This is a genomic window from Micromonospora sp. WMMA1363 (assembly GCF_030345795.1).
Lineage (GTDB): Bacteria > Actinomycetota > Actinomycetes > Mycobacteriales > Micromonosporaceae > Micromonospora.
Map to the genome: position 1 here is coordinate 1,590,899 of NZ_JAUALB010000001.1, position 24,287 is coordinate 1,615,185.

The 24,287-nt window shown below is 68.6% G+C and carries 19 protein-coding genes and 2 pseudogenes; 9 read left to right on the forward strand and 12 right to left on the reverse strand.

All coding sequences use genetic code 11. The annotated features are described in order from the left end of the window. Positions 1–11: 11 nt before the first annotated feature. Positions 12–1,661 carry a 3-oxosteroid 1-dehydrogenase gene (gene kstD / locus QTQ03_RS07380; protein WP_289277340.1) on the reverse strand — a complete coding sequence of 550 codons (1,650 nt, stop codon included), beginning with the start codon at positions 1,659–1,661 and terminating at the stop codon, positions 12–14. 233 nt (positions 1,662–1,894) lie between these two features. Between kstD and QTQ03_RS07385 the strand changes: the two genes are divergently transcribed. The 3 genes from QTQ03_RS07385 (at position 1,895) to QTQ03_RS07395 (ending at position 5,021) form a co-directional block, all read left to right on the forward strand. Next, positions 1,895–2,620 carry a PaaI family thioesterase gene (locus QTQ03_RS07385; protein ID WP_289280723.1) on the forward strand — a complete coding sequence of 242 codons (726 nt, stop codon included), beginning with the start codon at positions 1,895–1,897 and terminating at the stop codon, positions 2,618–2,620. Between the two features lie 345 nt (positions 2,621–2,965). Beyond that, entirely contained in the window at positions 2,966–3,745 is a 780-nt protein-coding gene (locus tag QTQ03_RS07390) for a polysaccharide deacetylase family protein (RefSeq protein WP_289277341.1), read from the forward strand. Positions 3,746–3,884: 139 nt separating this feature from the next. Beyond that, positions 3,885–5,021, forward strand: a complete 1,137-nt coding sequence (locus QTQ03_RS07395) for an MGDG synthase family glycosyltransferase (protein WP_289277342.1) — start codon at positions 3,885–3,887, stop codon at positions 5,019–5,021. Positions 5,022–5,334: 313 nt separating this feature from the next. On the opposite strand, the gene QTQ03_RS07400 is transcribed toward QTQ03_RS07395, so the two are convergent. Next, entirely contained in the window at positions 5,335–5,958 is a 624-nt protein-coding gene (locus QTQ03_RS07400; protein ID WP_289277343.1) for a hypothetical protein, read from the reverse strand. A gap of 606 nt (positions 5,959–6,564) precedes the next feature. On the opposite strand from QTQ03_RS07400, the gene QTQ03_RS07405 reads away from it, so the two are divergent. Next, entirely contained in the window at positions 6,565–7,974 is a 1,410-nt protein-coding gene (locus QTQ03_RS07405; protein WP_289280724.1) for an MFS transporter, read from the forward strand. 121 nt (positions 7,975–8,095) lie between these two features. Here the strand turns inward: QTQ03_RS07405 and QTQ03_RS07410 are convergent. Together QTQ03_RS07410 and QTQ03_RS07415 are read right to left on the reverse strand one after the other, a co-directional pair. Continuing rightward, a pseudogene (locus QTQ03_RS07410) lies at positions 8,096–10,474 on the reverse strand (helix-turn-helix domain-containing protein); the annotation flags it as partial. Between the two features lie 203 nt (positions 10,475–10,677). Next, positions 10,678–10,965, reverse strand: coding sequence for a hypothetical protein (locus QTQ03_RS07415; RefSeq protein ID WP_289277344.1), 288 nt, complete (start codon positions 10,963–10,965; stop codon positions 10,678–10,680). A gap of 462 nt (positions 10,966–11,427) precedes the next feature. Between QTQ03_RS07415 and QTQ03_RS07420 the strand changes: the two genes are divergently transcribed. Continuing rightward, the gene (locus QTQ03_RS07420) at positions 11,428–11,802 is read left to right on the forward strand and encodes an ArsR/SmtB family transcription factor (protein WP_289277345.1); all 375 of its coding nucleotides are present in this window, start codon (positions 11,428–11,430) and stop codon (positions 11,800–11,802) included. Then, the gene (locus QTQ03_RS07425; RefSeq protein WP_289277346.1) at positions 11,799–12,518 is read left to right on the forward strand and encodes a cation diffusion facilitator family transporter; all 720 of its coding nucleotides are present in this window, start codon (positions 11,799–11,801) and stop codon (positions 12,516–12,518) included. The genes QTQ03_RS07420 and QTQ03_RS07425 overlap by 4 nt, the downstream gene beginning before the upstream one ends. A gap of 69 nt (positions 12,519–12,587) precedes the next feature. Here QTQ03_RS07425 and QTQ03_RS07430 read toward each other — a convergent pair whose 3' ends face one another. Continuing rightward, complete coding sequence (locus tag QTQ03_RS07430; protein WP_289277347.1) at positions 12,588–12,710, reverse strand: hypothetical protein; 123 nt, start codon at positions 12,708–12,710, stop codon at positions 12,588–12,590. 245 nt (positions 12,711–12,955) lie between these two features. Here QTQ03_RS07430 and QTQ03_RS07435 point away from each other — a divergent pair, with 245 nt between their 5' ends. Continuing rightward, positions 12,956–13,210, forward strand: a complete 255-nt coding sequence (locus tag QTQ03_RS07435; protein WP_289277348.1) for a hypothetical protein — start codon at positions 12,956–12,958, stop codon at positions 13,208–13,210. Between the two features lie 210 nt (positions 13,211–13,420). Here QTQ03_RS07435 and QTQ03_RS07440 read toward each other — a convergent pair whose 3' ends face one another. From QTQ03_RS07440 to QTQ03_RS07450, 3 genes are all read right to left on the reverse strand, one after another. Further along, complete coding sequence (locus QTQ03_RS07440; RefSeq protein WP_289277349.1) at positions 13,421–14,902, reverse strand: FAD-binding oxidoreductase; 1,482 nt, start codon at positions 14,900–14,902, stop codon at positions 13,421–13,423. A 139-nt stretch (positions 14,903–15,041) separates the two neighbouring features. After that, positions 15,042–16,043: a nucleoside hydrolase gene (locus QTQ03_RS07445; protein ID WP_289277350.1), complete on the reverse strand. Its 1,002-nt coding sequence runs from the start codon at positions 16,041–16,043 to the stop codon at positions 15,042–15,044. A gap of 755 nt (positions 16,044–16,798) precedes the next feature. Continuing rightward, entirely contained in the window at positions 16,799–18,454 is a 1,656-nt protein-coding gene (locus tag QTQ03_RS07450; RefSeq protein WP_289277351.1) for an FAD-binding dehydrogenase, read from the reverse strand. A 465-nt stretch (positions 18,455–18,919) separates the two neighbouring features. Here QTQ03_RS07450 and QTQ03_RS07455 point away from each other — a divergent pair. Next, positions 18,920–19,038 (forward strand): annotated as a pseudogene (locus tag QTQ03_RS07455) (CapA family protein); the annotation flags it as partial. A 312-nt stretch (positions 19,039–19,350) separates the two neighbouring features. Here QTQ03_RS07455 and QTQ03_RS07460 read toward each other — a convergent pair. Next, complete coding sequence (locus QTQ03_RS07460) at positions 19,351–20,019, reverse strand: esterase/lipase family protein (RefSeq protein ID WP_289277352.1); 669 nt, start codon at positions 20,017–20,019, stop codon at positions 19,351–19,353. Positions 20,020–20,577: 558 nt separating this feature from the next. Between QTQ03_RS07460 and QTQ03_RS07465 the strand changes: the two genes are divergently transcribed. After that, a complete protein-coding gene (locus tag QTQ03_RS07465) occupies positions 20,578–21,600 on the forward strand; it encodes a phosphatidylinositol-specific phospholipase C domain-containing protein (protein ID WP_289280725.1) in 1,023 nt (340 codons plus the stop codon). A gap of 98 nt (positions 21,601–21,698) precedes the next feature. Here QTQ03_RS07465 and QTQ03_RS07470 read toward each other — a convergent pair whose 3' ends face one another. Genes QTQ03_RS07470 through QTQ03_RS07480 form a run of 3 tightly spaced genes read right to left on the reverse strand, consistent with a single transcriptional unit; the run spans position 21,699 to position 23,952 of the window. Continuing rightward, positions 21,699–22,160 (reverse strand): hypothetical protein, encoded by a 462-nt coding sequence (locus QTQ03_RS07470; RefSeq protein ID WP_289277353.1) that lies wholly within the window; start codon positions 22,158–22,160, stop codon positions 21,699–21,701. Continuing rightward, complete coding sequence (locus QTQ03_RS07475) at positions 22,157–22,741, reverse strand: RNA polymerase sigma factor (protein ID WP_289277354.1); 585 nt, start codon at positions 22,739–22,741, stop codon at positions 22,157–22,159. Before QTQ03_RS07475 ends, QTQ03_RS07470 begins: the two co-directional genes overlap by 4 nt. A 32-nt stretch (positions 22,742–22,773) precedes the next feature. Beyond that, positions 22,774–23,952, reverse strand: a complete 1,179-nt coding sequence (locus QTQ03_RS07480; RefSeq protein ID WP_289277355.1) for a S8 family peptidase — start codon at positions 23,950–23,952, stop codon at positions 22,774–22,776. Positions 23,953–24,287 lie beyond the last annotated feature (335 nt).

Consider the following 24,287-nt stretch of genomic DNA (forward strand, 5'->3'; position numbering starts at 1 on the left):
CGAAGCAACCATCACCCGCCGGACGATCCGGCGATGTCCAACGCGGCCAGGTACCCAAACGTCATCGCCGGACCGATCGTCGACCCCGCCCCGGCGTAGCCATGCCCCATCACCGCGGCGCTCGCGTTCCCCGCGACGTAGAGGCCGGGGACAAGGGAGCCGTCCGCACGCAACGCCCGGCCCCGGGCATCGGTTCGTACGCCTCCGTTGGTGCCGAGATCACCCGGGACGATCCGCATCGCGTAGAACGGTGGCAACCCCAGTGCGGCCAGGCACGGGTTCGGGCGGTTCGTCGGGTCGGCGTAGTAGTGGTCGTAGCTACTGTCGCCCCGATGGAAGTCGGTGTCCCGGCCGGCCTCTGCGAGGTTGTTGAACCGATTGACGGTGGCGCGCAGCGCCGCCGGCGGCACGCCGATCTTGCCGGCCAGGCCCTCGATGGTCCAGTCCCGGAACAGGACACCCGATCGATACCACTCGTCCGGATAGGGCAGCAGCGGCGGGATGTCCCGGAACAGGTAGCGGTTGCGGTACCGCTGGTCGGTGATCATCCAGGTTGGAAAGGCGTCCTGTGCGTACATCACCCGCACCACGTCGCCGTACGGAGCGGCCTCGTTGACGAACCGGTCGCCGGCCGGGTCGACAAAGATGTTGCCGGGGAGGGTGCGCTCGGAGAGGCAGAAGTAGGGGCCGGTCGGCAACGGTATCATCGGCCCCCACCAGGCGCTGTCCATCAGGTCCAGAGCCGCTCCCACCTGGGCGCAGGCCTGGATTCCGTCGCCGGTGTTCGACGCCGCGCCGACCGTCCAATCCACACCGATCGGCTCCTGTTGGTACTGCTTGCGCATAGCCTCGTTGTGCTCGAAGCCTCCCGACCCCACGATCACCCCGCGCCGGGCCATGAGGAGCATCTCGTCACCATCGCGGACCACCCGCACCCCGGCGACCCGCCCCCCGTCCACGTGCAACTCGGTCAGTGGGGTGTTCAGCCACACCGGCACGTCGGCGGCGAGCAGGCCGGCCCGCAGCCCTCCCGCCAGGGCCTGGCCCATCGTGATCGGCTTCTGCCCCCGGACCCACGCGGCCAGGTAGCGGCCGACGATCTCGGTAGCCGTGGTCAGTCCACGCGGATGGCGGGCGATGAGGGCAAGCCACTTGTAGTCGACATCCATCACGACCGTGCCCGGCGGGGTGGCCATGTAGGGACCGTTCAGGGCGGCGTACTCGGCGCCGAGAAGGTTGGCGTCGAGTGGCTGCGGCTCGATCGACCGGCCATCGGGCAGACCACCCGGCAACTCGGGGTAGTAGTCGGAGTAGCCCTCCATCCAGGCGAACCGCAGCGGCGTGTGTTGTAACACGAAGGAGATCGTGGCGGGTCCCGCCGCGAGGTATGCCTGCAACCGCGAGGCGGGCACCTCATCTCCGACCACGGCGGACAGGTAGGCGGCGGCCTTGTCGGGGGTGTCCGGCACCCCGGCAGCGAGGATCACCTCGTTGTTGGGCACCCAGATACCCGCCCCGGACCGGGCGGTGGAGCCGCCGTAGACGGCGGCCTTCTCGACGACGACGGTCCGCAGACCGTGCTTCGCCGCGACGAGAGCACCGACCATGCCCGCCGCGCCGGCACCCACCACCACCACGTCGTACTCGACCACGGTTGTCATCGGACCCCCAGCCAGCGGAACCAGACAGTAGAACACGTTACATCACTTGCACCGCTCAGGGGAGGGCGTGATGCGGGCCGAACACTAGAACTTGATTCAGTCGTCGATGCTGGGACGCCGCCCGGCCGGCGGTCGCCACGCCACCGGCCACGGGTACCCGCCCGGGATCTGCGCGTCCAGACGGTGTAATGATGACCGTCGACAGTTCGAGGACGAGGGACACGACGGTGACGATGAGTAGGTCGAACGACGAGCGCTGGCGCAGCCATCATCCGACGCGGGAGCGACGGGCCGACAGCCCGTCCCTGCTGGACCGGCGCGAGGCCATCGCCGAGCTGGGGGATGCCCTACGCGACCTGGTCGAACAGGCGGCGGCCACGGAGGCTCCGGCCGACCAACTCCGTCAGGTCGCCACCGAGGTACGCGGAGCGACCCGCCCGCTGGCCACACATGAGCGCGAGCGGGCGCGGATGCCGAGCGCCGACGACCTGTTGGGCGGAGTCAGAATGTACAACCCGGTGACCGGCGCCGGCAGCGCACTGGCCCCGCCGCTGCGCATCGACCTGGTCGACGGGGTGGCAATCGGTGCGTGCACGCTCGGGCTGGCATTCGAGGGGCCACCCACGTACGCCCACGGCGGCGTCAGTGCGCTGCTGCTCGACCAGATGCTCGGTTACGCGGCGAGCGCTACCGGCCACGCCGGCATGACGATCCGGCTCGACACCCGATACCACGCGCCCGTACCATTGCGTACCCCGCTACGCCTGACCGCCCGGGTCACCGCCGTGTCCGGCCGCAGGACCACCGCCCACGGCGTCATCACCACCGCCGCCCAACCGGGCGACCTGCTGGTCGAGGCTACCGGGGAATTCGTCGCGCCACGACCGGACCAATCTCGACGGCTCTTCGGCGCGGCACTCCACCCGGACGCCATCGACCCGTCCGTCGAGCACGACTGAGGACACCACGCCCGATCGGCCGTCACGGACCCCCACTCGTAGGGCCACCCGCTCGTCTCGGCCAACCGCCCGTCGTCCGACGCAGTGGACGCAGCCACCTGCGGTGACCGTAGCCGGCTGGGGTCCCCGGCACCGATGCCGCTCCGCTGGACCGCCGAACCCGCGCCGCCACACTCGGCACCTCACCGATCCCGATCCGTGGCGCACCTGGTCGGCGGTAGGCTGCGGCATGTGCCGGTGCGTGACGGGCGCCGCGACCATCGTGGCAGGCTGACCGGCCAGGGGCCGGCGGCGGTGCCGGACGGTGTCCGTGTCGTCGGGCCGCCTACAGGTGGTGTCAACCGAGTGGTCGCGCGGTCGGGCCTGCTACGCCCGGCGCTCGTCCTGGCCACGGTGGGATTCCTGGCAAACGCCGTCCCGGCGGTGGCGTCCGTACCGGCGGTGCGGCAACGGGTGTTTCCCGCACTAGCCGGGCTCGGTCGGACCAGCCACGTCGCACTGACCTTCGACGATGGACCTGATCGGGCATCCACACCGCGGTTCCTGCGACTACTCGCCGCCGCGCGCGTCCGGGCGACGTTCTTCGTTCTTGGTCACATGCTCGACCGCGATCCCGGGCTGGGCCGGGAGATCGTGGCGGCCGGGCACGAGATGGCGGTACACGGGTGGGAGCACCGAAACCTGTTGCTGCGTCCGCCCTCGGCCGCCTACGACGACATCGCCCGAACCCGGGAGCGAATCGCCGAGATCACCGGCAGCGTGCCCGTCTGGTACCGGCCACCCTACGGAGTGTTGACGGTAGGCGCCCTGGCCGCCTGTCGGCGTCTGTACCTGACGCCCCGGCTGTGGACGGCGTGGGGACGTGACTGGAGGGCAGGGGCCACACCGGCTTCGGTCTACCGGACAACGACGAGCTCGCTCTCCGGCGGAGGGACCGTGTTGTTGCACGACTCCGACTGCGAGTCACACCCGGGCGCGTGGCAGGCCACCCTGGGCGCCCTTCCGTTGCTGCTCGCCTGGGCGCACGACCGGCACCTGACGGTGGGCTCGTTGGGCGAGCATGACGACTCACCAGGTGAGGGTCGCGACCAGGAACAGCCTCGATGTCACCGAGGCGAGGAATAATCCCGAGGCATCTGGGTAACGGCGCGGGATGGAGCGCTCGGACCCCAAGGTGACAGCGCATCCCGGGACGACAGCCTGGGGCCGATGGTCGGATGTCGGTGATGTTTCGGCGCTGGTTGGTTGCCCGACTGCCGATCCCGTGGCGGGTGGTAGCGGCCGGGTGGTGGTGTTGTCGGCGGATATCGGCGCCGGCCACGATGCCGCCGCCGCGGAGCTGACTCGCCGGTTGACCGGGTACGGGCTGCGGGTCGAGCGGCTGAACGTCCTGTCGCTGCTGCCCGGTCCGCTACCGACGATGACGCGGGAGGCGTACCGGTCCCTGCTGCGCTGGTTTCCGCTCGGCTACAAGGCGCTGTTCGCGCTGACCGGTTGGTCCCAGTCGCCGGCCCGGGCGATCGGCGCGGTGCTCCGTCCCGCTCGCCAGCGGCTCCTGGCCAGGCTGCCGGCCGACACCCTGGCGGTGGTCACCACGTTTCCGTTCGCCAACCAGTTGGTGGGACCGCTGCGCCGAGACGGACGCCTGTCGGCGGGTGTGCTCACCTATGTGACCGACTTCGCGCTCCACCCGGCGTGGGTGGCACCGGGTATCGACGTCTACTGCGTCATACACGAGGCGGTCCGAGCTCAGGCCGAGCCGTTGGGAGCGCGACCGGTGCAGGTGGTCGACTCACTTGTGGCACCACCGTTCGTCCGGTCGAGCCGGCTGAGCAAGGCTGAGGCACGCCGCCGGTTCGGATTGCCGGAGAAAGACCGGCTTGCGCTGATCGTGGCCGGGTCGTGGGGCGTCGGACAGGTCGAGCGCACGGCGGCAGAGGTGCTCGCCAGCGGATGTGTCCGGCCGGTGGTGGTGTGCGGACGCAACGAGGCGTTGCGTCGACGGCTACGCGGATATCCGGGGCACGTGTTCGGGTGGGTGACCGACATGCCGACCCTGATGCGGGCCTCGGACGTTGTGGTCGAGAACGCGGGCGGGCTGACCTGCCAGGAGTCTCTGGCCGCCGGCCTGCCCACGGTCACCTACCGCCCGATTCCCGGTCATGGGCGGGCCAACGCCGCAATTCTCGACCGGCACGGACTGACCCAATACGTGGCCACCGCGGCGGAGTTGCCCGGCGCGTTGGCCGATGTGGTCGAGGCCGGGAGATCGGTGGTGCGCGCTCCGACCGGAGCGGACGTGGCCGCCATGGTGGCGAGATTGGTCGCCCCGCATCCATCCGCACAGCGGTTCGACGTCGCGTCCGTCGGGGATCGGATCCGCACTGATCGGAGCCCGTAACACCCGGCTGCTGCTCGAGCTGACTCCACGCGACGTCGAACCGCTTGTGCTACCTGCCTCCCGCGTGGGCGGGATGGCCACGCCCGGCCGGACGAAGCGCTAGCGCTGGCTCGCCCTGCTCGTGGCGCCCACGACGTCACTCGTCGTGGTGGTGTTTCTGGTTCCACTCGTCCTGCTGGTCGGGGCGCCGCAACGGACGCGGCGGTCAGCGGTGCTCTCCATCAGCGGATACGACCCCCATCCCGGCCCTCCCCATCGTTCACCGCCCTACTTCGCGGCAGTGCGATACCCGCTGGAGCCATCGTGATGGGATTCACCACTCCCGAGTCTTCGGGTGACTCTTGTCTACCAGGTAGATGGTGATGTCGTCGGAGGTCGACATCTCGGACTCCTTTTCGGTCACCACAATACCCGACGCCCCGAAGAATCGCTTGCTCCCGTTGTTGATCACCGACGTCCACGTTCGCGGACCGGGCATGGCCGACTGAACGGTCAGGGCCTGGGAGGTCAACTCACCGACACCGTCGAGGGACCAGGTTTCCTGACATTGGAGCGTCTGTTCCGTCTGTTCCGCACTCGCCATGAGGAAGACGCATTGGTTGCCGAACCTACCGACCCTCTCGCCGCCCTTCAACAGATAGCCGGTGGACAGGGTCACGTCGCCAGGAGTGGGCCCATCCGGCCCGATGTCGTTGTACCTGCTGGTCGTTTCGGTCGTCAGTTCGATGCGCTTGAAGCGTGGCGAGTGAACTGGGCGTGAATGCTTGCCGTCCTCGAATTCGGGACGGTTGCCGTAGGCAGCCGACGCAGGGCCGTCATCGTGGGAAGGGCCGGCGTGGGCAGCCGCCGCCGTCGGAGTCAGAGCGGCGGCGCCGGCGAAGCAGATCGATGCACCAAGGCGAAAGATTCCAGAGGTACGCATGGTCGTTCCTTTCACTCGGATCGGAGTTGCGGTACACGGTTGAACACAGGGAGAAGTTACTTCACCTTGCACCCCAAGTGAGGCAGTTTCGACAAGCAGGGCACGCGTGGGTGAGATGATCGCTTCTCGAGCGTGCGACAGCGCACCGAACGATCGGTGACACCCGCCCGGACATGCTCGTTCGCGCCCTGAACTCGATCTTTATGCGCGGTGCGACCACCACCGTCGCCGGGTCGCCTGGGTCCGCCGCCGGCCGGCGATGCTCCGGGAGCACCGTCGGGTCCCACGGTCCTCGTCGGGCACCGACGTCGCCGTGGTCGGCTGGAAACCCTGGCCACTCGGATACCCGTCCGTCGACGCATGATCCGTGACCTGGTGGGTAGTAGCCGCCCGTCCGCACAGGGTTTCGCACGGCCGTGGTCCGTGGTGACGGGTGTAGAGCAGCTGTGCGGCAGGCGGCGTAATCGGGGGCTGATCCGGCGGCCCGGGTCCATCCGACGTTCTCGTGGGCGGTGCCGGGCACCGGTCAGGACGACTTGCCGGCCCGGACGGAGGCGCGCGGTGGACAGCGTACGGGCCGGAAGGCCGACCCGGCGGTGGGCGGTGGTGGGCGTCGGCCAGATGGCCGTCTTTCTGGCGGTCGTCACCGGCTCGATGCTGATCATCGCGGTGCCCGAGATCGCCCGGACTCTCGGCGCCGACGACGACGAGCAGGAGTGGCTCGTCGCCGGCTACGCCCTGACGTTCGGACTGCTACAGGTACCCGGTGGCCGGCTCGGTGACGTGTGCGGGCGGCGCAGGGTCTTCGTGGGTGGGCTCGTGCTGTTCGGTGTGGCCGGCGTCGCTGCCGGTCTCGCCCCGGTGACGCCCTGGCTGCTGACCGCGGTGGTGGTGCAGGGCGGTGCGCTCGGGGCGGCGATCCCCCAGATCTACGGGTTGATCCAGCAGCAATTCACCAACGAGGAGAGGGGCCGCCCCTACGGCCTGCTCGGGGTGGCGTTCGCCCTCGCCATCGGGTCGGGCCCGATCCTGGGCGGACTGCTGGTCGACGTCGGGGCGGAGATCGGCTGGCGGCTGGTGTTCGCCGTGACCGCCCCTATCGCACTCCTGGCGGCCGGCCTGGGATGGTCCCTGATGCCAACGTCGTCGACGGCCCCGGATCGTTCCTGGTGGCGCGAGATAGACCTGGTAGGCATCGTCTTGCTCATCGTCGGCGTGGCCACGCTGTGGGCGGCGATGGTGGAGGACGAGTCGCGCACCTCCACCCTGTGGGTGCTCGGCCCGATCGGCCTTGTCGTCCTCGCCGGCTTCGTGTTCTGGGAGCGTCGGCGAGCGAGACACGGTTCGCCGCTGTTCGACCTGGGCCTGCTGCGGATCCGCTCGTACGGCCTGGGCACCCTCATCGCGCTGCTGTTCGGTGCCTACGACGCGCTCTTCTACGTCATGGCGCTGTACCTGCAGAACGGCGTGAACCACGAACCGTTCACCGCCGGTCTCGTGATGACACCGATTGCCGTTGGCTCGGCTGCGGGGTCGCTCATCGGGGGCCGCGTGGTCGGGCGGGTGGGTCGCCGGGCGGTCGTTCTCGGACTGCTGATGGTCCTGGTCGGGTTGGCGGCGGTCGTAGTCGGTGATGTCTTCCTGCCGACCTTCGACAGCCCGCACTCGGCCGCCCTGCCGCTGCTCATCGCCGGCCTCGGCGGGGGCTTTGTCCTCAGCGGTGCCGGCAGCAGCCTGACCGTCGTCCCGAACCAGACGATAACCATGTCGCAGGTGCCGGAAACACAGGCCGGCAGCGCCGCCGGGATGTTGCAGACCGGGTCGCGACTCGGAAGCTCGGCCGGGACGATCGGCGTCAGCACCGCGCTGTTCGTGACCGTGGACCGAACGGGCGGCAACTGGCTGGCGGCGTTTCGGGTGGCGCTGCTGATGATCGCGGCGTTCATCATCGCCGCGCTCGTGACCACCCTGGTCGACGTCTACACCAACCACGGCCGGGACAGCTGCCGTCCCGGCGGCCGCCGGCACTAGCTTGGTCTCATGACCTGTGCGGCGTCAGCGACAACCAGTGCGCCTCCTCATCCTCGTGGCGGGGTTCTTCGCGGCCGCGCAGTGGTCGTCGTAGCGCGAGCTCCGGTGGCCGTCCCGGCCCGGTCTTGTGCCGCTGCTGCGAGAACGAGTGGCTGAGGTGATGCTGGAGACGGGCGTGGCGGAATTGGTAGACGGCGCCGGTTTGGCGGAACACGCCTCGGTGGTAGGCGTCGTCGAGAAAGGCGACGATGTGCCAGGGCAGCCGGCCGGTGAGCGGGAGCCACACGCGGGACAGGATCGTCCACTGCCCCCACACGGTGAAACAGAGCACGTACGAGAGCGCGCCGCCTAGCCCTCCGGCAGTTCCGATACGGAGCGCGTCCGGCAGGTTCCAGCTCAGTGGCCCGACGACTCCCTGGAACAGGTCGATGACCAGGCGCCCGCCGAAGGTGATCGCCAGGGCGAGCGCGGGTGCCAGGATGAGGATCTGTTGGTTCGCCATCGTGCGGTTGGCGGACAGGAGGCTGACCGGGGTGGCGGCGCAGGACACATCCACGGGTGTTTCGAGGGCGGCGATGAGCCCGAAGACCACTCCGGTGGCCGTACCGAAGATCAGTCCGAAGATCAGCATGTTGATGAGCGTGCTCCTGATCACCTCAGGGCTCGCGAGCGCAGTCGGCCAGTACAACGCGCGTTCGACGGTGATGGCCGATGCGTAGCCGACCCCCATCACCGCTCCACCGAGCAGCACGACGGCGAACCGGGCGGTGAACGTGCGGATCGGGGTGTGGGCGAAGCCGGCGCGTCGACGGTGCGACCGTATCCGCACACGGGTCGGCTCGAACCTGCCGCCGAGGGCGGTCAGCACTGCGTAGACGGTTCCGAAGGCGAGGCCGGCGGCTGGTCCCAGCATGGCCCCTTGCGCGAGGACCTGTTCGGGGCTGACCGGAGCAGCGAGCAGTCCGACCAACCAGGTCGACACGGTGATACACAGCGCGGATACCAGCATGACCGTCGTGATCCGCGTCGATCGTCGTAGCGAGTTGCTGAGCTGCCACCAGGCGAGGTCCCGTCGCTCCCGGCCGTTTCGTACCAGGTGGTGAGCGAGGTAGCCGAGCCAGCGCTCGGCACGCCGCGGGTCCCAGTCGCGCCGCCGGCGCCGGGAACCGCCGGGGTTCCGCTCGGCGGGGCGTGACCAATAGACAGCCGACACGAAACCCGCCAACAGGTGTTCCTCGAGGGAATCCGAGGTGGGAAAGCGGGTGCTGTCCAGCAGTTCGGCCGGATCGGTGTCCGGCGTTTCGCTGTACATCGTTCGCGCCAGGATGACCATCAACGGGGTGGTCAGCGCCCTGGCGAGGTTCACACTCGCCTGGGACTCCTGGGTTCGCAGTTGCGCCAGGACCGGATCCCACACGGTCATGTGACGGCCGGTGTCGTCGGTGACCCGCCGAACGGTTCGGGGCAGGTAGGCCGTGAGGTCGTCGAGGGTCAGCTCGGCAAGCTCGATGCCGGCCGCCCAGTTCAGGGGCCGACCTGCGGCGTGCACCGCCTCGGCGTACTCGGCGTGCCGGCTGGTCAAGATGAGCGGCAGCGAGGTCGCGTTGAGCGCGTCGAGCGCCTGCCGCCGCAGGCCCTCGGCGATCTCGTCGAACCCGTCCAGCACGGGCAGGATGAGGCCGGCGTCGACCAACGCGGCGGCCAGTGTCGGCCCGCCGGCGGCCCTGCGGGCCAGATGCGGATGATCGCGCAGCAGCCGACCGATCAGCCAATCCCGCAACGTGGTGGTCGTCGCGTCCCAGGATCCGACGCTGAAGATCACCGGCACTCGGTCTGGGCCGGCGGAGGCCGCGAGAAAATCCAGAACGAACCTGACCGTCAGGACGGACTTGCCCGAGCCCGCCCGGCCGAGGATCACCAACCGCCCGGACGGGATCCTCCGGTAGACCTCGGCGACGCTGCGCACATCACCACTCAGGTCCAGGTGAGCCGCGGCGCCCCCCGGCGGGAGGCGCTGAATGTTCTCCGAATGATCCGTCAGATCAGCGGACGCCTCCTGCCACCGCACCGGCAGTGGAAACGGATCGTGGACCTGACCCTGCTCTTCCTCACCCTGCCACCGACGTCTGACTTCCCGCGCCAACTCGTCGGCCGCGGCGAGCACGGTGGGCACCGCCGACGAAACAGCAGCCCGGTTCGGCAGCGGCACAACCGACCCACGAACCGGCACTGGCACATCCGCAACCACCCGGTCGGGTCGGGCGACCGCCGATCCGTCCGTCTTCGCGATCGTGGCCGCCAACAGCTGACGGTCCGAAGACGGGAGCTCCAGGGCATCAGCCAACAGGCTCACCGTTCCCAGCCGGTGATCAACCGTCTTCGCGGTCTCCAGTCGACGGATCGTCCGAACGCTCACCCCGGACCGCTCCGCCAGCTGCTCCTGCGTCAACCCCGCCTGGATCCGCAGCCGGCGCAACAGCCCACCAGGCTGATCCACCACGCCGCAGCACCTCCCCCGAGCACCGACAGCGATCAGGCTACCGTGACCGTCCAGTCACGACTCGTGCGGGGTTGGCCGCAGCACCCACGCGCAGCCAGTTGCTCCAGCCACGAAATACGACTGGGCGGCCCTCCGGGACCGGCCTCGGGCAGTGCCAGAGATGGTCGCGAAGGGCCGCCGGCCGGTGATTCGGCCCGGGTGGGTCAGCCGAAGCAGGTGGGCACCGGGTTCGGGCTACCGACGCAGTTGGTGGGCGAGTTGTCCACGATGAGCGCCTTGCCGACCGCGGTCACGGTGCCGGCGTTGTAGACACCACCAGGCGGCTCGGCAGAGCCGTTCTTGGTGATCTTGACATCGCCGAGCACCAGGACGTTGTTGGCGCCGCTGTAGACGCCGCCGGCCACCGCTCCGGCGCCGAGAGCCCGGTTGCGGGAGATTTCGGTGTGCCGAATGGCCACCTGGTTGCCGGCAGCGCCCTCGTTGACGAACACCCCGCCGCCGCCCGCGCCCCCGACACGGCAAGGTCAGCAGCCCCCGCGACCACCAACCCCGCGGGGGTCGCCACCACCACACCAACCGCCACCGGCTACCCGGCTGCCGCACCACGGACTTCTGCTCTCCGTCACGCACCACGAACACCTCACTCCGATCGAACGCCCCATGAACGAGCCCCCAGTCGCCGGCCATCCACCCAGCCAACAGACCACCAGGGCAAAGTGAAACACCCCACATACGGGATACATAGGCATCAGTACGAAGAAACGCTCGAATGAGCTGATTCCGGTGCGGACACCACGTCGTGGTGGCTGCCGGTAGCCGTCTTCCACGGCGCGGATCCGCTCGCGCACCGCGTTGTGTTGTGGGTGTGGTCGATGGTGCCGTCGACGGTGTCCGCACCCACCACGGGCGCCAAGACTGGACATTCCATCGTCACTTCGGGCTATCATCACTGGATGGCGATGACTGATGGAATGTGCGTCACCGCGAACATCGCGGCCGGGGTGACGCCGGCCGTCGCACTGTTCCGGTCCCTGGCCGACGAGACGCGACTGCGGATCGTGCGAACACTCGCAACTGGCGAGGCACGGGTGGTGGACCTGACCAGTGAGCTCGGGCTGGCCCAGTCGACGGTGTCCAAGCACCTGGCCTGCCTGCGTGACTGCGGCCTGATCGACTACCGGGTCGAGGGACGGCAGTCGTTCTACTCGCTGACCCGCCCGGAGTTGATGGACCTGCTCCGGGCCGCCGAAGGTGTCCTGGCCGCGACCGGCTCCGCTGTCGCCCTCTGCCCGACCCACGGCGCTCCGGCCGAGACGGCGACCCGGTGACCACCGCGACCGCGTCGCTGGGGCCGCAGCGGCGGGCCCAGCTCAACCGACGCAGCCTGCACCTGGCCTACGCCACCGCCGGATACAACCTGGTCGAAGGTGCCGTTGCCGTCGCGGCCGGGGCGGCGGCCTCGTCGACCGCATTACTCGGCTTCGGCCTGGACTCCTTCATCGAGGTCTCGTCCGCCCTGGTGGTGATCTGGCAGTTCCGGTCCCGGGTTCCCGAGGCCCGGGAACGGCTCGCGCTACGGCTGATCGCCGTTTCGTTCTTCGCCCTCGCCGCTTGGATCGGCGTCGATGCCGTACGGGCCCTGCTCAACCGAGGCGAAGCCGAGCCATCGCCGGTCGGCATCGGTGTCGCCGCCGTATCGGTGATGGTGATGCCGCTGCTGGTCTACCTGAAGCGCCGCACCGGTCGGGAGCTCGGCTCAGCCACCGTCGTCGCCGACTCCACCCAAACCCTGCTCTGCACCTGGCTGTCCGTCATCCTGCTCGTTGGGCTGGTCCTCAACGCGCTGCTCGGTTGGTCCTGGGCCGACCCGGTCGCCGGTCTGGTCATCGCCGCCGTCGCCGGCCGGGAAGGGGCCGAAGCGTGGCGCGGCAAGCAGTGCGGCGACTGCGCCGCCCCCACCAGCCCGAACGTGGAGACGCCCGGGTGCGGTTGCGGGCCGGGCTGCACCGACATCTGCTGCGCCGAGGGTGGGAGCCGGCGCTGATCGCGGCGGCTGCCCTGGCCTGACTGGTGCTGGCGCTCGTCAGCGCGTCCATGCCCTGCCGTGCAACGGTCACGAAGCGGCGACGGAGGAGGTGACAAGCTCGCTGACCAGGGTCGGCCCGGCGGTGGTCGTCTCCTGCCGGACGAGCCCGAAGCCGGGTACGAACCAGTACCTGGCGGTGTAGGACACCATCGCAAGGCCAACCGCCCCGCCACACGCCGTGCGTCTCACCGTCGCTGACCAGGGAGTTCTCGGATCCGAGCGGGAAGGGAGCGACGGCTCCGGGCCGACCGGGGCTGGGGTGGCTGCCATGGGCCACCACATGTGCACGATGCTCGTGAAAGGACATGAACGAGAAATAAGCCACGTTAACCCGACAAGGGCATCATTGGGATTGTCAGTGGCAGCCAGCACACCCGCCCCAGGAGGTGCCCCTCATGTTGCACGACTACCTGATCTCTCTGGTCCGTACCGCGGTTCCCGTCGCCGTCGGCGCCCTGCTGGCATGGCTCGCCTCCGAAGCCGGGATCGTCCTCGGCACCGAATCCTCGACCGCGTTCACCAGCGGTGTGGTGGCCTTGACGGTCGCCGTCTACTACGCGCTGGCCCGTGCCCTGGAGACGCGCTGGCCGTGGCTCGGCGTCCTGCTCGGCAGGCCGACCGCGCCGACGTACGCGGATTCACCCCGGTAGGAACATCGGTGCGGTGCCGCCGACCCCGGGACCGGCCGGGACCGTCCCGCCACACGACAGCAGCGGTGGCGGCCTGCGCCAACACCAACAGGGGGTTGGCAGCAGACGACGCGCGGCGGCCCTGCCCTCCCGGTTCGGGAGAGCAGGGCCGCCTGCGTCACACTGCGCGTCGGCCCTGACGCCCGTACGTCGCAATGTGTCCCACCCTCGTCAGTACGGTCGGATGCTCTGTTCGTATTGGAAGAACTCGTGCGGATCGTACTTGGACTTGATCCGGCGTAGTCTGGCGTAGTTGTCGCCGTAGTATGCGGTGGCCCAGTCGCTGATACTGGTGTCCGGGACGTTGACGTAGGAGCCGTTGACGTAGGGCAGGAGTGCCCGCCGGAACTGCTCCGTCCAGGAGTAGACCGTCTTCTGTTCCGCGTCGGTTTCCCAGTCCCCGCTCCACTCCATGTAGAACTTCGGGCGCCGGTGGAAGAACGCGGTGGCGTCGGTTGGCACCCGGGCCACCGCACCGCCCCAGTTCAAGCACCAGACCTCGCCGTTGAGGCCGGGAAGTTCGGTGAGATACCGGCGGATGGTGTCGATCCCCTCGTCCGGGATCAGGTCGTACACCCAGGCCGAGGGAATGTGAGTCTTCCTTGGCAGGTCTGTGGTTCCCGCGAGTTGGTTCCACGCCTCCAGGTAGGACGTGGTCGTCATGGTGACCTGCGGGTTACCGACGTCGATCAGTGGCTGGATGATTCTTCGCAACCTGTATTCGGGCCCGCGATAGATGCCGCTGCAGTAGATGTGACCGTTCGCCCGGGTCTTCGGGTTGAACACGGAACCGAAGCCGTCGTCGGCAGCGGGTGCGATATCCTGCCAGATCCGGAACAGTTTGCCTACGTGTCGCCAATCGTCCCACGTTATCTGGTAGACCGTGACGTCCGAGACCGGATGAATGCGGAAGGTGTAGCTGGTCGCGATGCCGAAGTTGCCGCCGCCGCCCCCACGTGAGGCCCACAGCAGGTCGGAGTGCTGCGTTTCGTCCGCGCGGATGAGCCGGGCACTCCGCTCGCCGTCGGGAACAACGATGTCGAGCCCCGTCAGACTGTCGCTGGTCACGCCGAGACTCCGGCAGAGCTGGCCGATCCCGCCACCCAGCGTGACGCCGGCCACGCCGACACCGACCTCGGCTCCGGTGGGAACGGCGAAGTTCAGCTCTCCCAGCGCCTTGACGATTTGGTCCTGGGTGACACCCGTCTGCACGGTCGCCAGGCGCGCGCGTGTGTCGACCTCGATCCTCCGCATGTCGCCGACGTCGATGATGACGCCGCCGTCCACCGCCGACCACCCCTCCAAACAGTGACGACCACCTCGAGCGCGGAAAGCCGTGTCGTGTCGACGACACCAGGTGATGGCGTTGATCACGTCCTGGGCGTTCTGGCAGAAGACGATCACAAGAGGATAGGGGTTGAACTGCCGATTCCACCCGAGCCGGGCGGCGTCGTAGTCGACATCGTCGGGAAACACCAGACGTCCGGTCAGCTTCCCCGGGTCCGGATAGCGACTTCGCCCATCCAACGGGGCGCGTAGCGCAGTTTCGCTGCCGTAGGCCGCCAGTGCGGCGGGCGAGATGGTGGCAGCACCGGCAACGCCGGCACCCACTGCCAGAACACGCAGGACATCTCGTCGGGTGGTGGTTTCCATTGTTTCTTTCTCCTTCAGTGCCGGGACAACGATTTCAGTGCCGGGACAACGATCTGGCAGCGCGATGTCCGCGCTGATACCTTCTGGGGCTGTTCGAAAGAGCGATGGTAGATTCGAGGAAGCGATGGAGATGCGCTGCCTACGACTCGGCGTCCGCCGGCCGCTTGTCGGGCACGGCCGGCGAGGTCTCCTCTGGTGACGCGGTCCCGCCAACGGCCGCCAGGACCGCGTGTTGGAAGTCGGCCGCCGCCTGCGGGCTTGTGAACCCCGTGCGTGCGGTGACCTGCCGGCTGTCGGTGAATTCGGGGGCGAACCAGTCGGTGACGTCGTCGGCGCCGGGTTGGGTGATCGCCGGTGATCCGGTCTTCAGGCGGAACCCGACCTGCTCGCAGACGTGGTCCTCGGGTCGGATCAGGTGCCAGACGACGGCCGCGTCGAAGATGGGGTAGCCCGGGAAGTTGTTCGCGGCCAACTCGGCCACAAAAGGCTGTGACGCCTGCCCGAAGAACCGGGCGAGCGGGTCCGGACTGGTGGTCAGCGCCCGCAACCGGGACAACGGGACCGGCACAAGGGACGACAACTCAAAGTTGATGGCGGTGAACGGGATCGACGTCTGTTGGAGCACCACCGCTTCCGCTCGTGGATCCATAATGTAGTTGAAGTCCACCACCGGATGGCCGAATAGTTCCAGCGGCGTCGTCGGCTTGCTGCCGACCAGAGCGACAACCCGCTTGATGCGGGTAGCCTCCGCCGGATAGTTCATAGCGAGACAGGCCACGTCGGTCAGCGGTCCGATGGCGAGGATCGTCAATCCTCTGGTCTTGCGCAACTCCTTGGCCATGAATCGGACGCCATCGTTGACACAGGTGTCCTTGAGATCCGCCCCGCTCGTGGTTTCCTGCGGTTGGTCTGACAGCCAGACGTCTGCTCCCTGGACCACGGGCACGTGGGCACCGAGCGCCCTCACCGTGGCTCGGGCGGTGACCATCGACGGTCTGACCATCGAGTTTCCCATCGTCACGACGACACCCCGAACGTCGAGGTGGTGCGCGACAGCAAGGGCCATCGCGTAGGAGTCGTCGATGTCGGGAACCAGCGGAAGGATACCGTTACGCCTTCCCGTGGTCAGTCCCATCGTCATGTCGGTGGAGATGATGACTGGCTCACGATCGGGACGCTTCCGCCCCTGACCGCCGTCATGATCAGGATGCTTCCGCTCACGACCCTCGACGTCGCCCGCCGGGGCACCGGAACGAAACCCGACCTCGCTCCCGCCGCTGAACGGGAGGGCATACCTCTTTGCCGGTGCCGGGGCGACGACGGTGTCCGGTACGGCACGCGCCTTCGCGTGCGCCACCGCCGGGGTGACGCCCGCACCAATAATTGCCACGGGTACCAGTAACCCGATACCCACCACCATAGTGCGCTTGACCGCAGCCCAGTGATGTCTATTCACAGCCGACCCTTTCGTGCAGGGCCCAGGCAGCCGGGACCGCCCGAGTCACCGGAATGAGAAACAGAACGCAGGCCGATCCGGCCACCTATTGGCCGAATCGGGCGACAGACGCACGCTGTAACGCCTTTGAGGGATTGCACTCCCGCAGTGCTGGCTCGTCTCGTTTGACCGTATCAGCCTGGGTTGCTTCACGGGGTGCGCTTGGTTGGATCGTGAATAGGCGGTGGAACTCGCGGGGCTGGTGTGAATTCTGTCGTGCATCGGGAAAAGCTGTTGTTCCCCACGCCCAGCCGATCCGGCGTGGACCGGCTCGACTTCGACCAACCGCCGAAGCCGGCATGGAGGCGCAGATCAACGGCGTGGCGGTCTACCGCCCCGCGGATCGAGCGGTCACACATCACCGGCTCGGTGCACGGGAAGGGACACCGGCGCCCAGCCGGTCATCCCACCTGGGATCGGACCGCACGACCGGCGACGCGGCCGGAGAACAGACAACCACCGAGGAAGCTGCCCTCGAGGGCGTTGTAGCCCATCATCCCGCCACCGCCGAACCCGGCGACCTCGCCGGCGGCGTACAGGCCCGGAACGACGGTGCCGTCGTCGGCCAGGCAGCGCCCATCGAGGTCGGTCTCGAGCCCACCGAGGGTCTTGCGAGAGAGAATGTTGAGCCGGACCGCGATGAGGGGCCCAGCCTTCGGGTCGAGGATTCGGTGCGGCGCGGCGACGCGGATGAGTCGGTCGCCCCGGTACGTGCGGGCGGAACGGATCGCGACGACCTGCGCGTCCTTGCTGAACGTGTTGGTGAGCTGCCGGTCGCGGTTGGCGATGAGGGTACGCAGCGGCTCGAGCGCAATGGCGGGCGCCTCCGGGTCGGCGAGACGGTTCATGCCGATCACCAGATCCTCGAGGGTGTCGGCAACGACGAAGTCCTCGCCGTGCTGCTTGAACGCCTCGACGGGGCCAGGGGCCCCGGCTCTGACCCGGGACAGCAGGAGCATCAGGTCCTTGCCGGTGAGGTCGGGGTTCTGCTCGGACCCGGAGAGCGCGAACTCCTTCTCGATGATCTTCTGTGTGAGGATGAACCAGGAGTAGTCATAGCCGGTCTGCCGGAGGTGGCGCAGGGTGCCGAGGGTGTCGAACCCGGGGAAGTACGGGGCGGGCAGCCGGTTGCCCGCGGCGTCGAGCCACAGCGAGGAGGGGCCGGGCAGGATGCGGATGCCGTGGTTGTCCCAGACCGGATTCCAGTTACGCAGGCCCTCGACGTAATGCCACATCCGGTCGGGATTGATGACGCGGGCGCCGGCGTGTTGACTGATGGCCAGCATCCGGCCGTCGACGTGCGCGGGGACGCCGGAGACCATCCGCTTCGGCGGGGTGCCGAGGCGGGCGGGCCAGGCCGCGCGGACCAGGTCGTGATTGCCGCCGATGCCGCCGCTGGTGACGATGACCGCCTGCGCGCGGGACTCGAAGTCACCGATGACGGTGCGGCTGCTCCGCTGACCGCGCTCGGCGGTGCTGGGTTCGAGCACGACGCCACGCACCCCGACCACGGCACCAGCCTCGACGAGCAACTCGTCGACCGGGTGCCGGAACGCGAACCGGATCCGCCCGGCGGCGGCGTGCTCGTGGACCCGCCGCGCGAACGGCGCCACGACGCCGGGCCCGGTGCCCCAGGTGATGTGGAACCGGGGAACCGAGTTGCCGTGTCCGCCGGCGCGGCCGTCGCCGCGCTCGGCCCAGCCGACGACCGGGAAGAGGCGGTGTCCCATCCCCCGCAGCCACGACCGCTTCTCGCCGGCCGCGAACTCCAGGTACGCCTCGGCCCACGCTCGGGGCCAGTGGTCCTCCTCCCGGTCGAACTGGGCGCTGCCGAACCAGTCCTGCCGGGCCAGTTCGAGCGAGTCGGTGACCCCCAGTCGCCGTTGCTCGGGGCTGTCGACCAGGAACAGCCCGCCCAGGCTCCAGAACGCCTGGCCGCCCAGGTTCTGTTCACCTTCCTGGTCGACCAGCAGCACCGTGCGGCCCGCATCGGCCACCTCGGCGGCTGCGGTCAGACCGGCGAGACCGGCTCCGACGACGATGGCGTCAGCGTCCACGAACGTGCCCTCCGATAGCGGTCGACGATTGGTCCCGTCCTCCGACCGGCGTTACCGCCGCTGGCCGACGGCTGCCCACCTCGATCTCCCCGTCCAGTGCGCTCGCCGAGCATACCCAGCCCCTCTCCGAGCGGGTCGCCGCAGTGGTCGACCAGATACCGGCCTGACGACACACGCCTGCCGCGCCGTCCGTGATGTTGTCGACGCCGCGCGATCCACCCGTGCAAAGCGCGACCACTGGCGGCCACGCCGCAGACCAGAAGCACCCCGCGGGCCAGGCGCACTCGTCGCAGCCAAGCCTGGATGGCGTGTTCCGACGCGAACAGCGCCCCGAACCAGGGCCGACGGGCTCGGGCACAGACAGGTCACGGTCTACCGGACGGCTGAGCGTGACTGACGATATAGCGTCGAAGCGTGAGCCCCGCCCCTGAGATCGTCGTTGCCGCCGTCGGCGACCTGATCATCATGCGCGACAATCCCACGACATGGTCCGACACGTGAGCGAGCGGCTGCGCGCCGCCGACATCACGTTCGGTCAGTTGGAGACCGCGTACTCCGACAAGGGCTGCCGCGGGCGTTCCGGTTCTACGAGCCGGTCGATCCCCGGCACGACCTGAGAACTACAGGTCGGATGTCAATGATCGTCCATCCATAGTCACCGGCAGCCGCGTCGCCAGGGTGAGCTTCCAGGCCGATCCGGCGTGGTGTCGCCGACGGCGCGAGGTGCTCTCCATCCGCCCACCGCTCGATCATCCAGGCCCCTGGCCGCGGCTGCCGCACGAGTGTCGACATGCGACAGCCGCCCGCAGAGACTGCCGACTACGCACGGACCGCTCGACGTCGAAGGCTCCCCATTCCGGTTGTCCTCAACCCGAGTCGTCCCTGCTCACCGGCCGTCAAGCGATGAAGTCCCGGACCTTGGTGTAGTTCCCGGAGTCGTCGTTCATGTCGGTGTGCCCCTTGCAGCCCACGGACGTGTTGACCGCGCCGTCCAGTTTCGCCGACTCATCCGGGTTGATCAAAGCATCGCAGGTCGACCAGAGGGTGGCGTAGTCCACGCTTCCGGGAGTCTCGTCGCCGGAGTTGAGGGTCTTGAGGAAGCTGCTGCCCAGAACCATCTCCTTACAGGAGGTGTAGAAGGCGCAGAACACGGCCACGTCGGTTCCGTGGTTCACGCCGGCGACGGAGACGAAGTCGTCCACCGCGGATGTCCCACCGCCGTACTTCAGGTACCAGCGGGAGCTGAGGGCACCCATCGAGTGGGCAACGAGGTCGACCTTGGCGGCGCCGGTCGCCGCGAGCACCTCCTGCACCTTGGTCTTGAGCTGCGTGGCGGTGGTCGCGTTGGACTGCTTCCAGTCATAGGACCAGGTGTGCAGCTCGGAGCTCGTGTAGCCATCCGCCTTGAACTTGCCGATCCAGGTGTTCCAGGTACTAGCGGAGCTGCTCAACCCGTGGACGAAGATGACAGGGTTCCGGGTCGCGGCGTGCGCGGGCGACGGGGCGACCAGCGACGCCGCCACCACCAGGGCGGCAACGAGGACAGTGCGGACGAAGCGTCTCATGGGGGATCTCTCTCGACTCAGCCAGGCCGGAGGTTGCCGGGCTCTGGATCTGACGGGGGGGATGAAGCGCACCGGCCAGTGATTCCCGTCAATCTGCCACGGGAGCCTTGTTACCGCTAGGTAGCGCCATGTTTCGATCAGGTAACGCAGGCCACGATGCCCCGCGACGGGCACCGTCGCGCCCAGCTGAGTGGCGGCACCGCACCGGTCAACGCTGCCCCGCACGCTCGCCACCGCCCGTCGACGGAAGCCAAGCCCGGGCAGCCACCGGGAGGCGGCCCGACAGCCACCCGAACCCACCGCCATCGCCCACCTGAGGGCAGTCATCCGCACCGGACCGGCCACGCCGCGTCGACACCCCGACCGAGGCCGCGACGGCACGATTCGCGCCCACCAATGGCCGGCCAACCAGCCACGGATCTCCGGTGGTCGATCAGACGGCACTTGGTCTGGACCTGTTATTAACTTATATTTATCGATGCCACACTAGCCTTGGCTGTCCCGAAACATCGAGGAGGATAAGTGCTAGCACGTCGCGCGTCGACCGTCGCCGCCCTCATGATCGCAAGCCTGGCGGTGCCGCTCCAACAAGCCGTGGCCGCTCCGGCCAACGACACGCCTCTCGCGTCCGCCACCACTGTCGGCATTCACAACACCTACGAGCAGACGTCCTTCGACTATCTGGCTGCGGCACTGGACACCGGCACCAGCATGATCGAGATCGACATCTGGCCGAACATCTTCACCCAGAAGTGGAAGGTCAGCCACGACGAGCCACTGAGCAACAACAACAACTGCACCACCGGGTCAACCCTCGCCGACCTCTACACCGGCAGCAGGAACAAGCACTTCAGTGACTGCCTGGACAACGTCCGGGTCTGGCTCGACGCCCATCCCGACAGCGGCCCACTCATGATCAAAATTGAGCCGAAGCTGGGCCTCGCCACCGCCTTTGGCATGGGCGCGGATCAGATAGACAGCCTTATCCGCAGTCACCTCGGCGACCGCGTCTTCCGCCCGGCGGATCTCCTGGCCAAACCCGGCGGAGGCTGGTATCAGACCCTCGACCAAGCCGCCCGGGCGGGCAACTGGCCCACCCGTGAGCAACTCGCCGGACGCGTACTTTTCAACATCATCCCCGGCACCGCGGAGAACCGGAATCCATTCGACTGGTGGCCCACCAACGAGCAGTACGCGGGGCACCTCCGCAACCTCGCGGCAGCCGGAAAAATCGACAAGGCGCAGATCTTTCCCACCGCCATGGGAACCTCCGGCGGCGACCCCCGCGACCGGTACGACGCCACCGTCCGGCCCTGGTTCGTCGTGTTCGACAGCGGAGCCTCCGGGTGGCTCAACCGCGACACCACCTGGTTCGCCGACAACAACTACCTGCTCGTGATGACCAGCGCCCACGCGGTCCAGCCGGCCATCAGCGGCACCAACCCCACCGAGGACGAAGCGCGGGACCGGCTGCTTCTGCTGGCCGCCGCCAATGCCAGCATCATCACCAGTGACTGGACAAAGCTGCCACAGATCCAGTCCATGGTTGTTCCGCGAGGGGCCCAGCACGGAACAGCGTAGCTCCCCGGTTCGACCCCGGGCGTGGTCCACTGCGGATGCACCGAGCATCCGCAGTGGACCACCTCACGGCGACCATCGCGTGATCGCGGGTCACTCCCTCACAGCACGGTCCACTCGGTGAACACCGCCGGGCCACCGTCACCCGGCGTGCACACCAGTCGGGTCGGTCCCGGTGCCACGTTCTCCAGCATGAAGCGACCCAAAACGTCGGCATCGGTGCCGGCGTCGGCGTCCAGCTGCTCGACCCGCACCCGCGCGGGCTGCGGCGGCACCAGCTGACCGACTATGCGCAGGCGGTCACGGATCCGGGACATCTCGACCTCGATGGTCAACATGTCGGCCCGGAAGGTGAGCAGCCGTGCCCCTGCGCCGCGCACCCCGGCCACGGCGGACGGGCTGTCGTCGACCAGTCGGGCGAGCTCGGTGTCGAGCGTGCGCCAGTCATAGCTCGCGATGGCGGAGGCCAGCACCGGCGCCGGGACCGGGTCGACCTCGGCCAGCAGGTTGCCCAGCCGGACGAGCAGATCGTCGTCGGATGTGATCGCTCGGTCGTCACTCATACGTCCGCACGTTCCTCTTTGGTCCGTTGCCTCGGCCCAGGCTCCCCCAGGCTAGCTCGGAGGGCGGCCAGGCACCGAGCGCGGGTGGGACCGAGACTGCCGATGGGTACCGAAAGCGCCGCCGCAGCGACCGCGTAGCTCTGCGTCGGCTCGAGCACCAGCAACCGCAGCAGTTCCTGGCAGCGGGCCGGCAGGCCACGAAACGCGTGCCACAGCTCGGCGTCGGTCTCCTCGGCAACGAGTCGCTGCCATGGCGCCGGCTGTGTGTCGTCGACCGGCTCGGGCGTCGCGGACTCCGGCATCGGCACCTCCCGCCGGCTGCGCAGCAGGGCGAGGGCCTCCCGGCGGGCGGTGGTCGCCAGCCAGGCCCCCACCGACGCGGGATTGCGGAGTTGGCCGAGGTTCTCCACGAGCCGCAGCCAGGTGGCCTGGCTGACGTCCGCGGCGTCGGCTTCACCGAGCCGGAACCCGCGCGCCACCGCCCACACCAGCCTGGCGTACCGGCGCACCAACGCATCCCATGCCGCCTGGTCACCGCCCGCCGCAGCGCGCACCTGGCCGGCAACGTCGTCGTGGCTCATGACGACACATCGTACCGGTGCGCCGAGACCGTTCATATCAGCCCAACATGACCGCCGAACCGCTGCCCGGCCGCTGCCACCTCCGCCCGCAGTTGGTCGGTGGCGGCCACCGCGCCGACCCCGCCGCCGATCCGCCCGGCGATCTCGGCGGCGACTCGCGGCGCGGCGAACGAGGTGCCGCTCCACAACGCCCAGCCCTCCGGAAAAAGAGTGTGGTCGATGAAAGTGCTTCTGACATCCTGACCGGGCGCGACGAGACTGACCCACGGCCCGCTGTTGCTCCAGTCACACAGGTCCGAGCCGTCGTGCGCGGCGACCGCCACCACCTGCTGGCTCCACGACTCGCCGGCACCGGCGAACGCGGCCGGCCAGAACGGCTCGCTACGGTTGCCGTCATTGCCGGCGGCGGCGACGACCACGCGGTCGGCGCCGGACAGGGCCTGGTGCAACGCCGCCTGCACGCCGACCGGTGCGGCACCGTCGACGGTGAATCCGCCGAGGGACAGGTTGATCACCTTGGTGTCCGGGTGCAGCCGTCCGAGCGCCGCGGCGAGTTGATCCTCAGTGCAGATGCCGAACGTGTCCAGTACCCGTACCACTCGCAGGGTCACCCGGTCCGTGTGCGTCGTGACCACGCCACCGATGAAGTTGGCATGACCGACGTCGCCGTCGAGAAGTCCGTCGTTGTCGACATCGGTCTCGGTTTCCAGCTCCACCCCGTCCGGTGCGAGGTAGTCGGTGGGAAGTGGGGTCTCGCGCCACAACCCGGTGTCCACGATGGTGACCGGGACTGGGTCGATGTTGCCCGCCGGCGGCTTGATCGTCGATGCGGCAGCCGGGATCGGTGGGCCGAACGGGCCGCCATGGTTGAACGGGCTGGACAGGAAGACGTGGTTGGGAGTGACCAGACGGGCGCCGACCGGGCGGTCGGCGTGCAGAGCTCGGACCGCGCCCCGCACGTCCAGCCCCGGTGCCCGGTAGCGACGCAGGCCCGGCAGCAGTTCATCGTCGCCGGAACCCGGCCGCGCCGCGTACGCGCGGCCGAGGTACCGCTCGACGTTCCGCCGGCCGTCGTCGACGCAGAGCAACTCGTCCGCCACATACCAGGCGCGAGAACCGCCGGCGGTGGCGTACGTCAGTTGTGGAAGGCTCTCCATCCGTGCCTGGCGGCGGCTGGCGAAGCGGCTGAGCCGTTCCGGGGACGTGGGCATTGCTATCTCCCTCTCTTGGCGATCGTCGCGGCAAGTATGAGAAGTCGATGCCCGCCCCTGATACGACGGGTATCCGACAGTCGACCACTGTGTCAGGATCGCCGGGTGCCAGGGAGCGTCGACAACGTGGGTGACAGCTCAGCGGATGAGGCGTTACGCCTCGTCACCGCCGATCCGAAACGTGCCTTCGACACGGCGAGCGCCGCGCTCGCCGCCGCCCGCGCCAGCGGTGACCCCGACCAGGAGACCTTGGCACTGCGTGCGCTCGGCCTCGTCGCCCGGGAACAACACGACGCGGTTCGCGCCCTGCACCAGTTGCGCCAGGCGTGCCGGGT

Coding starts and splice junctions, on each gene's coding strand:
- kstD (WP_289277340.1), bottom strand. CDS start 1,661: ATGACAACCGTGGTCGAGTACGACGTGGTGGTGGTGGGTGCCGGCGCG.
- QTQ03_RS07385 (WP_289280723.1), top strand. CDS start 1,895: ATGAGTAGGTCGAACGACGAGCGCTGGCGCAGCCATCATCCGACGCGG.
- QTQ03_RS07405 (WP_289280724.1), top strand. CDS start 6,565: ATGGCCGTCTTTCTGGCGGTCGTCACCGGCTCGATGCTGATCATCGCG.
- QTQ03_RS07420 (WP_289277345.1), top strand. CDS start 11,428: ATGGCGATGACTGATGGAATGTGCGTCACCGCGAACATCGCGGCCGGG.
- QTQ03_RS07430 (WP_289277347.1), bottom strand. CDS start 12,710: ATGGTGTCCTACACCGCCAGGTACTGGTTCGTACCCGGCTTCGGGCTC.
- QTQ03_RS07435 (WP_289277348.1), top strand. CDS start 12,956: ATGTTGCACGACTACCTGATCTCTCTGGTCCGTACCGCGGTTCCCGTC.
- QTQ03_RS07440 (WP_289277349.1), bottom strand. CDS start 14,902: ATGGAAACCACCACCCGACGAGATGTCCTGCGTGTTCTGGCAGTGGGT.
- QTQ03_RS07445 (WP_289277350.1), bottom strand. CDS start 16,043: ATGACGATGGGACTGACCACGGGAAGGCGTAACGGTATCCTTCCGCTG.
- QTQ03_RS07460 (WP_289277352.1), bottom strand. CDS start 20,019: ATGAGACGCTTCGTCCGCACTGTCCTCGTTGCCGCCCTGGTGGTGGCG.
- QTQ03_RS07465 (WP_289280725.1), top strand. CDS start 20,578: ATGATCGCAAGCCTGGCGGTGCCGCTCCAACAAGCCGTGGCCGCTCCG.
- QTQ03_RS07470 (WP_289277353.1), bottom strand. CDS start 22,160: ATGAGTGACGACCGAGCGATCACATCCGACGACGATCTGCTCGTCCGG.
- QTQ03_RS07475 (WP_289277354.1), bottom strand. CDS start 22,741: ATGAGCCACGACGACGTTGCCGGCCAGGTGCGCGCTGCGGCGGGCGGT.
- QTQ03_RS07480 (WP_289277355.1), bottom strand. CDS start 23,952: ATGCCCACGTCCCCGGAACGGCTCAGCCGCTTCGCCAGCCGCCGCCAG.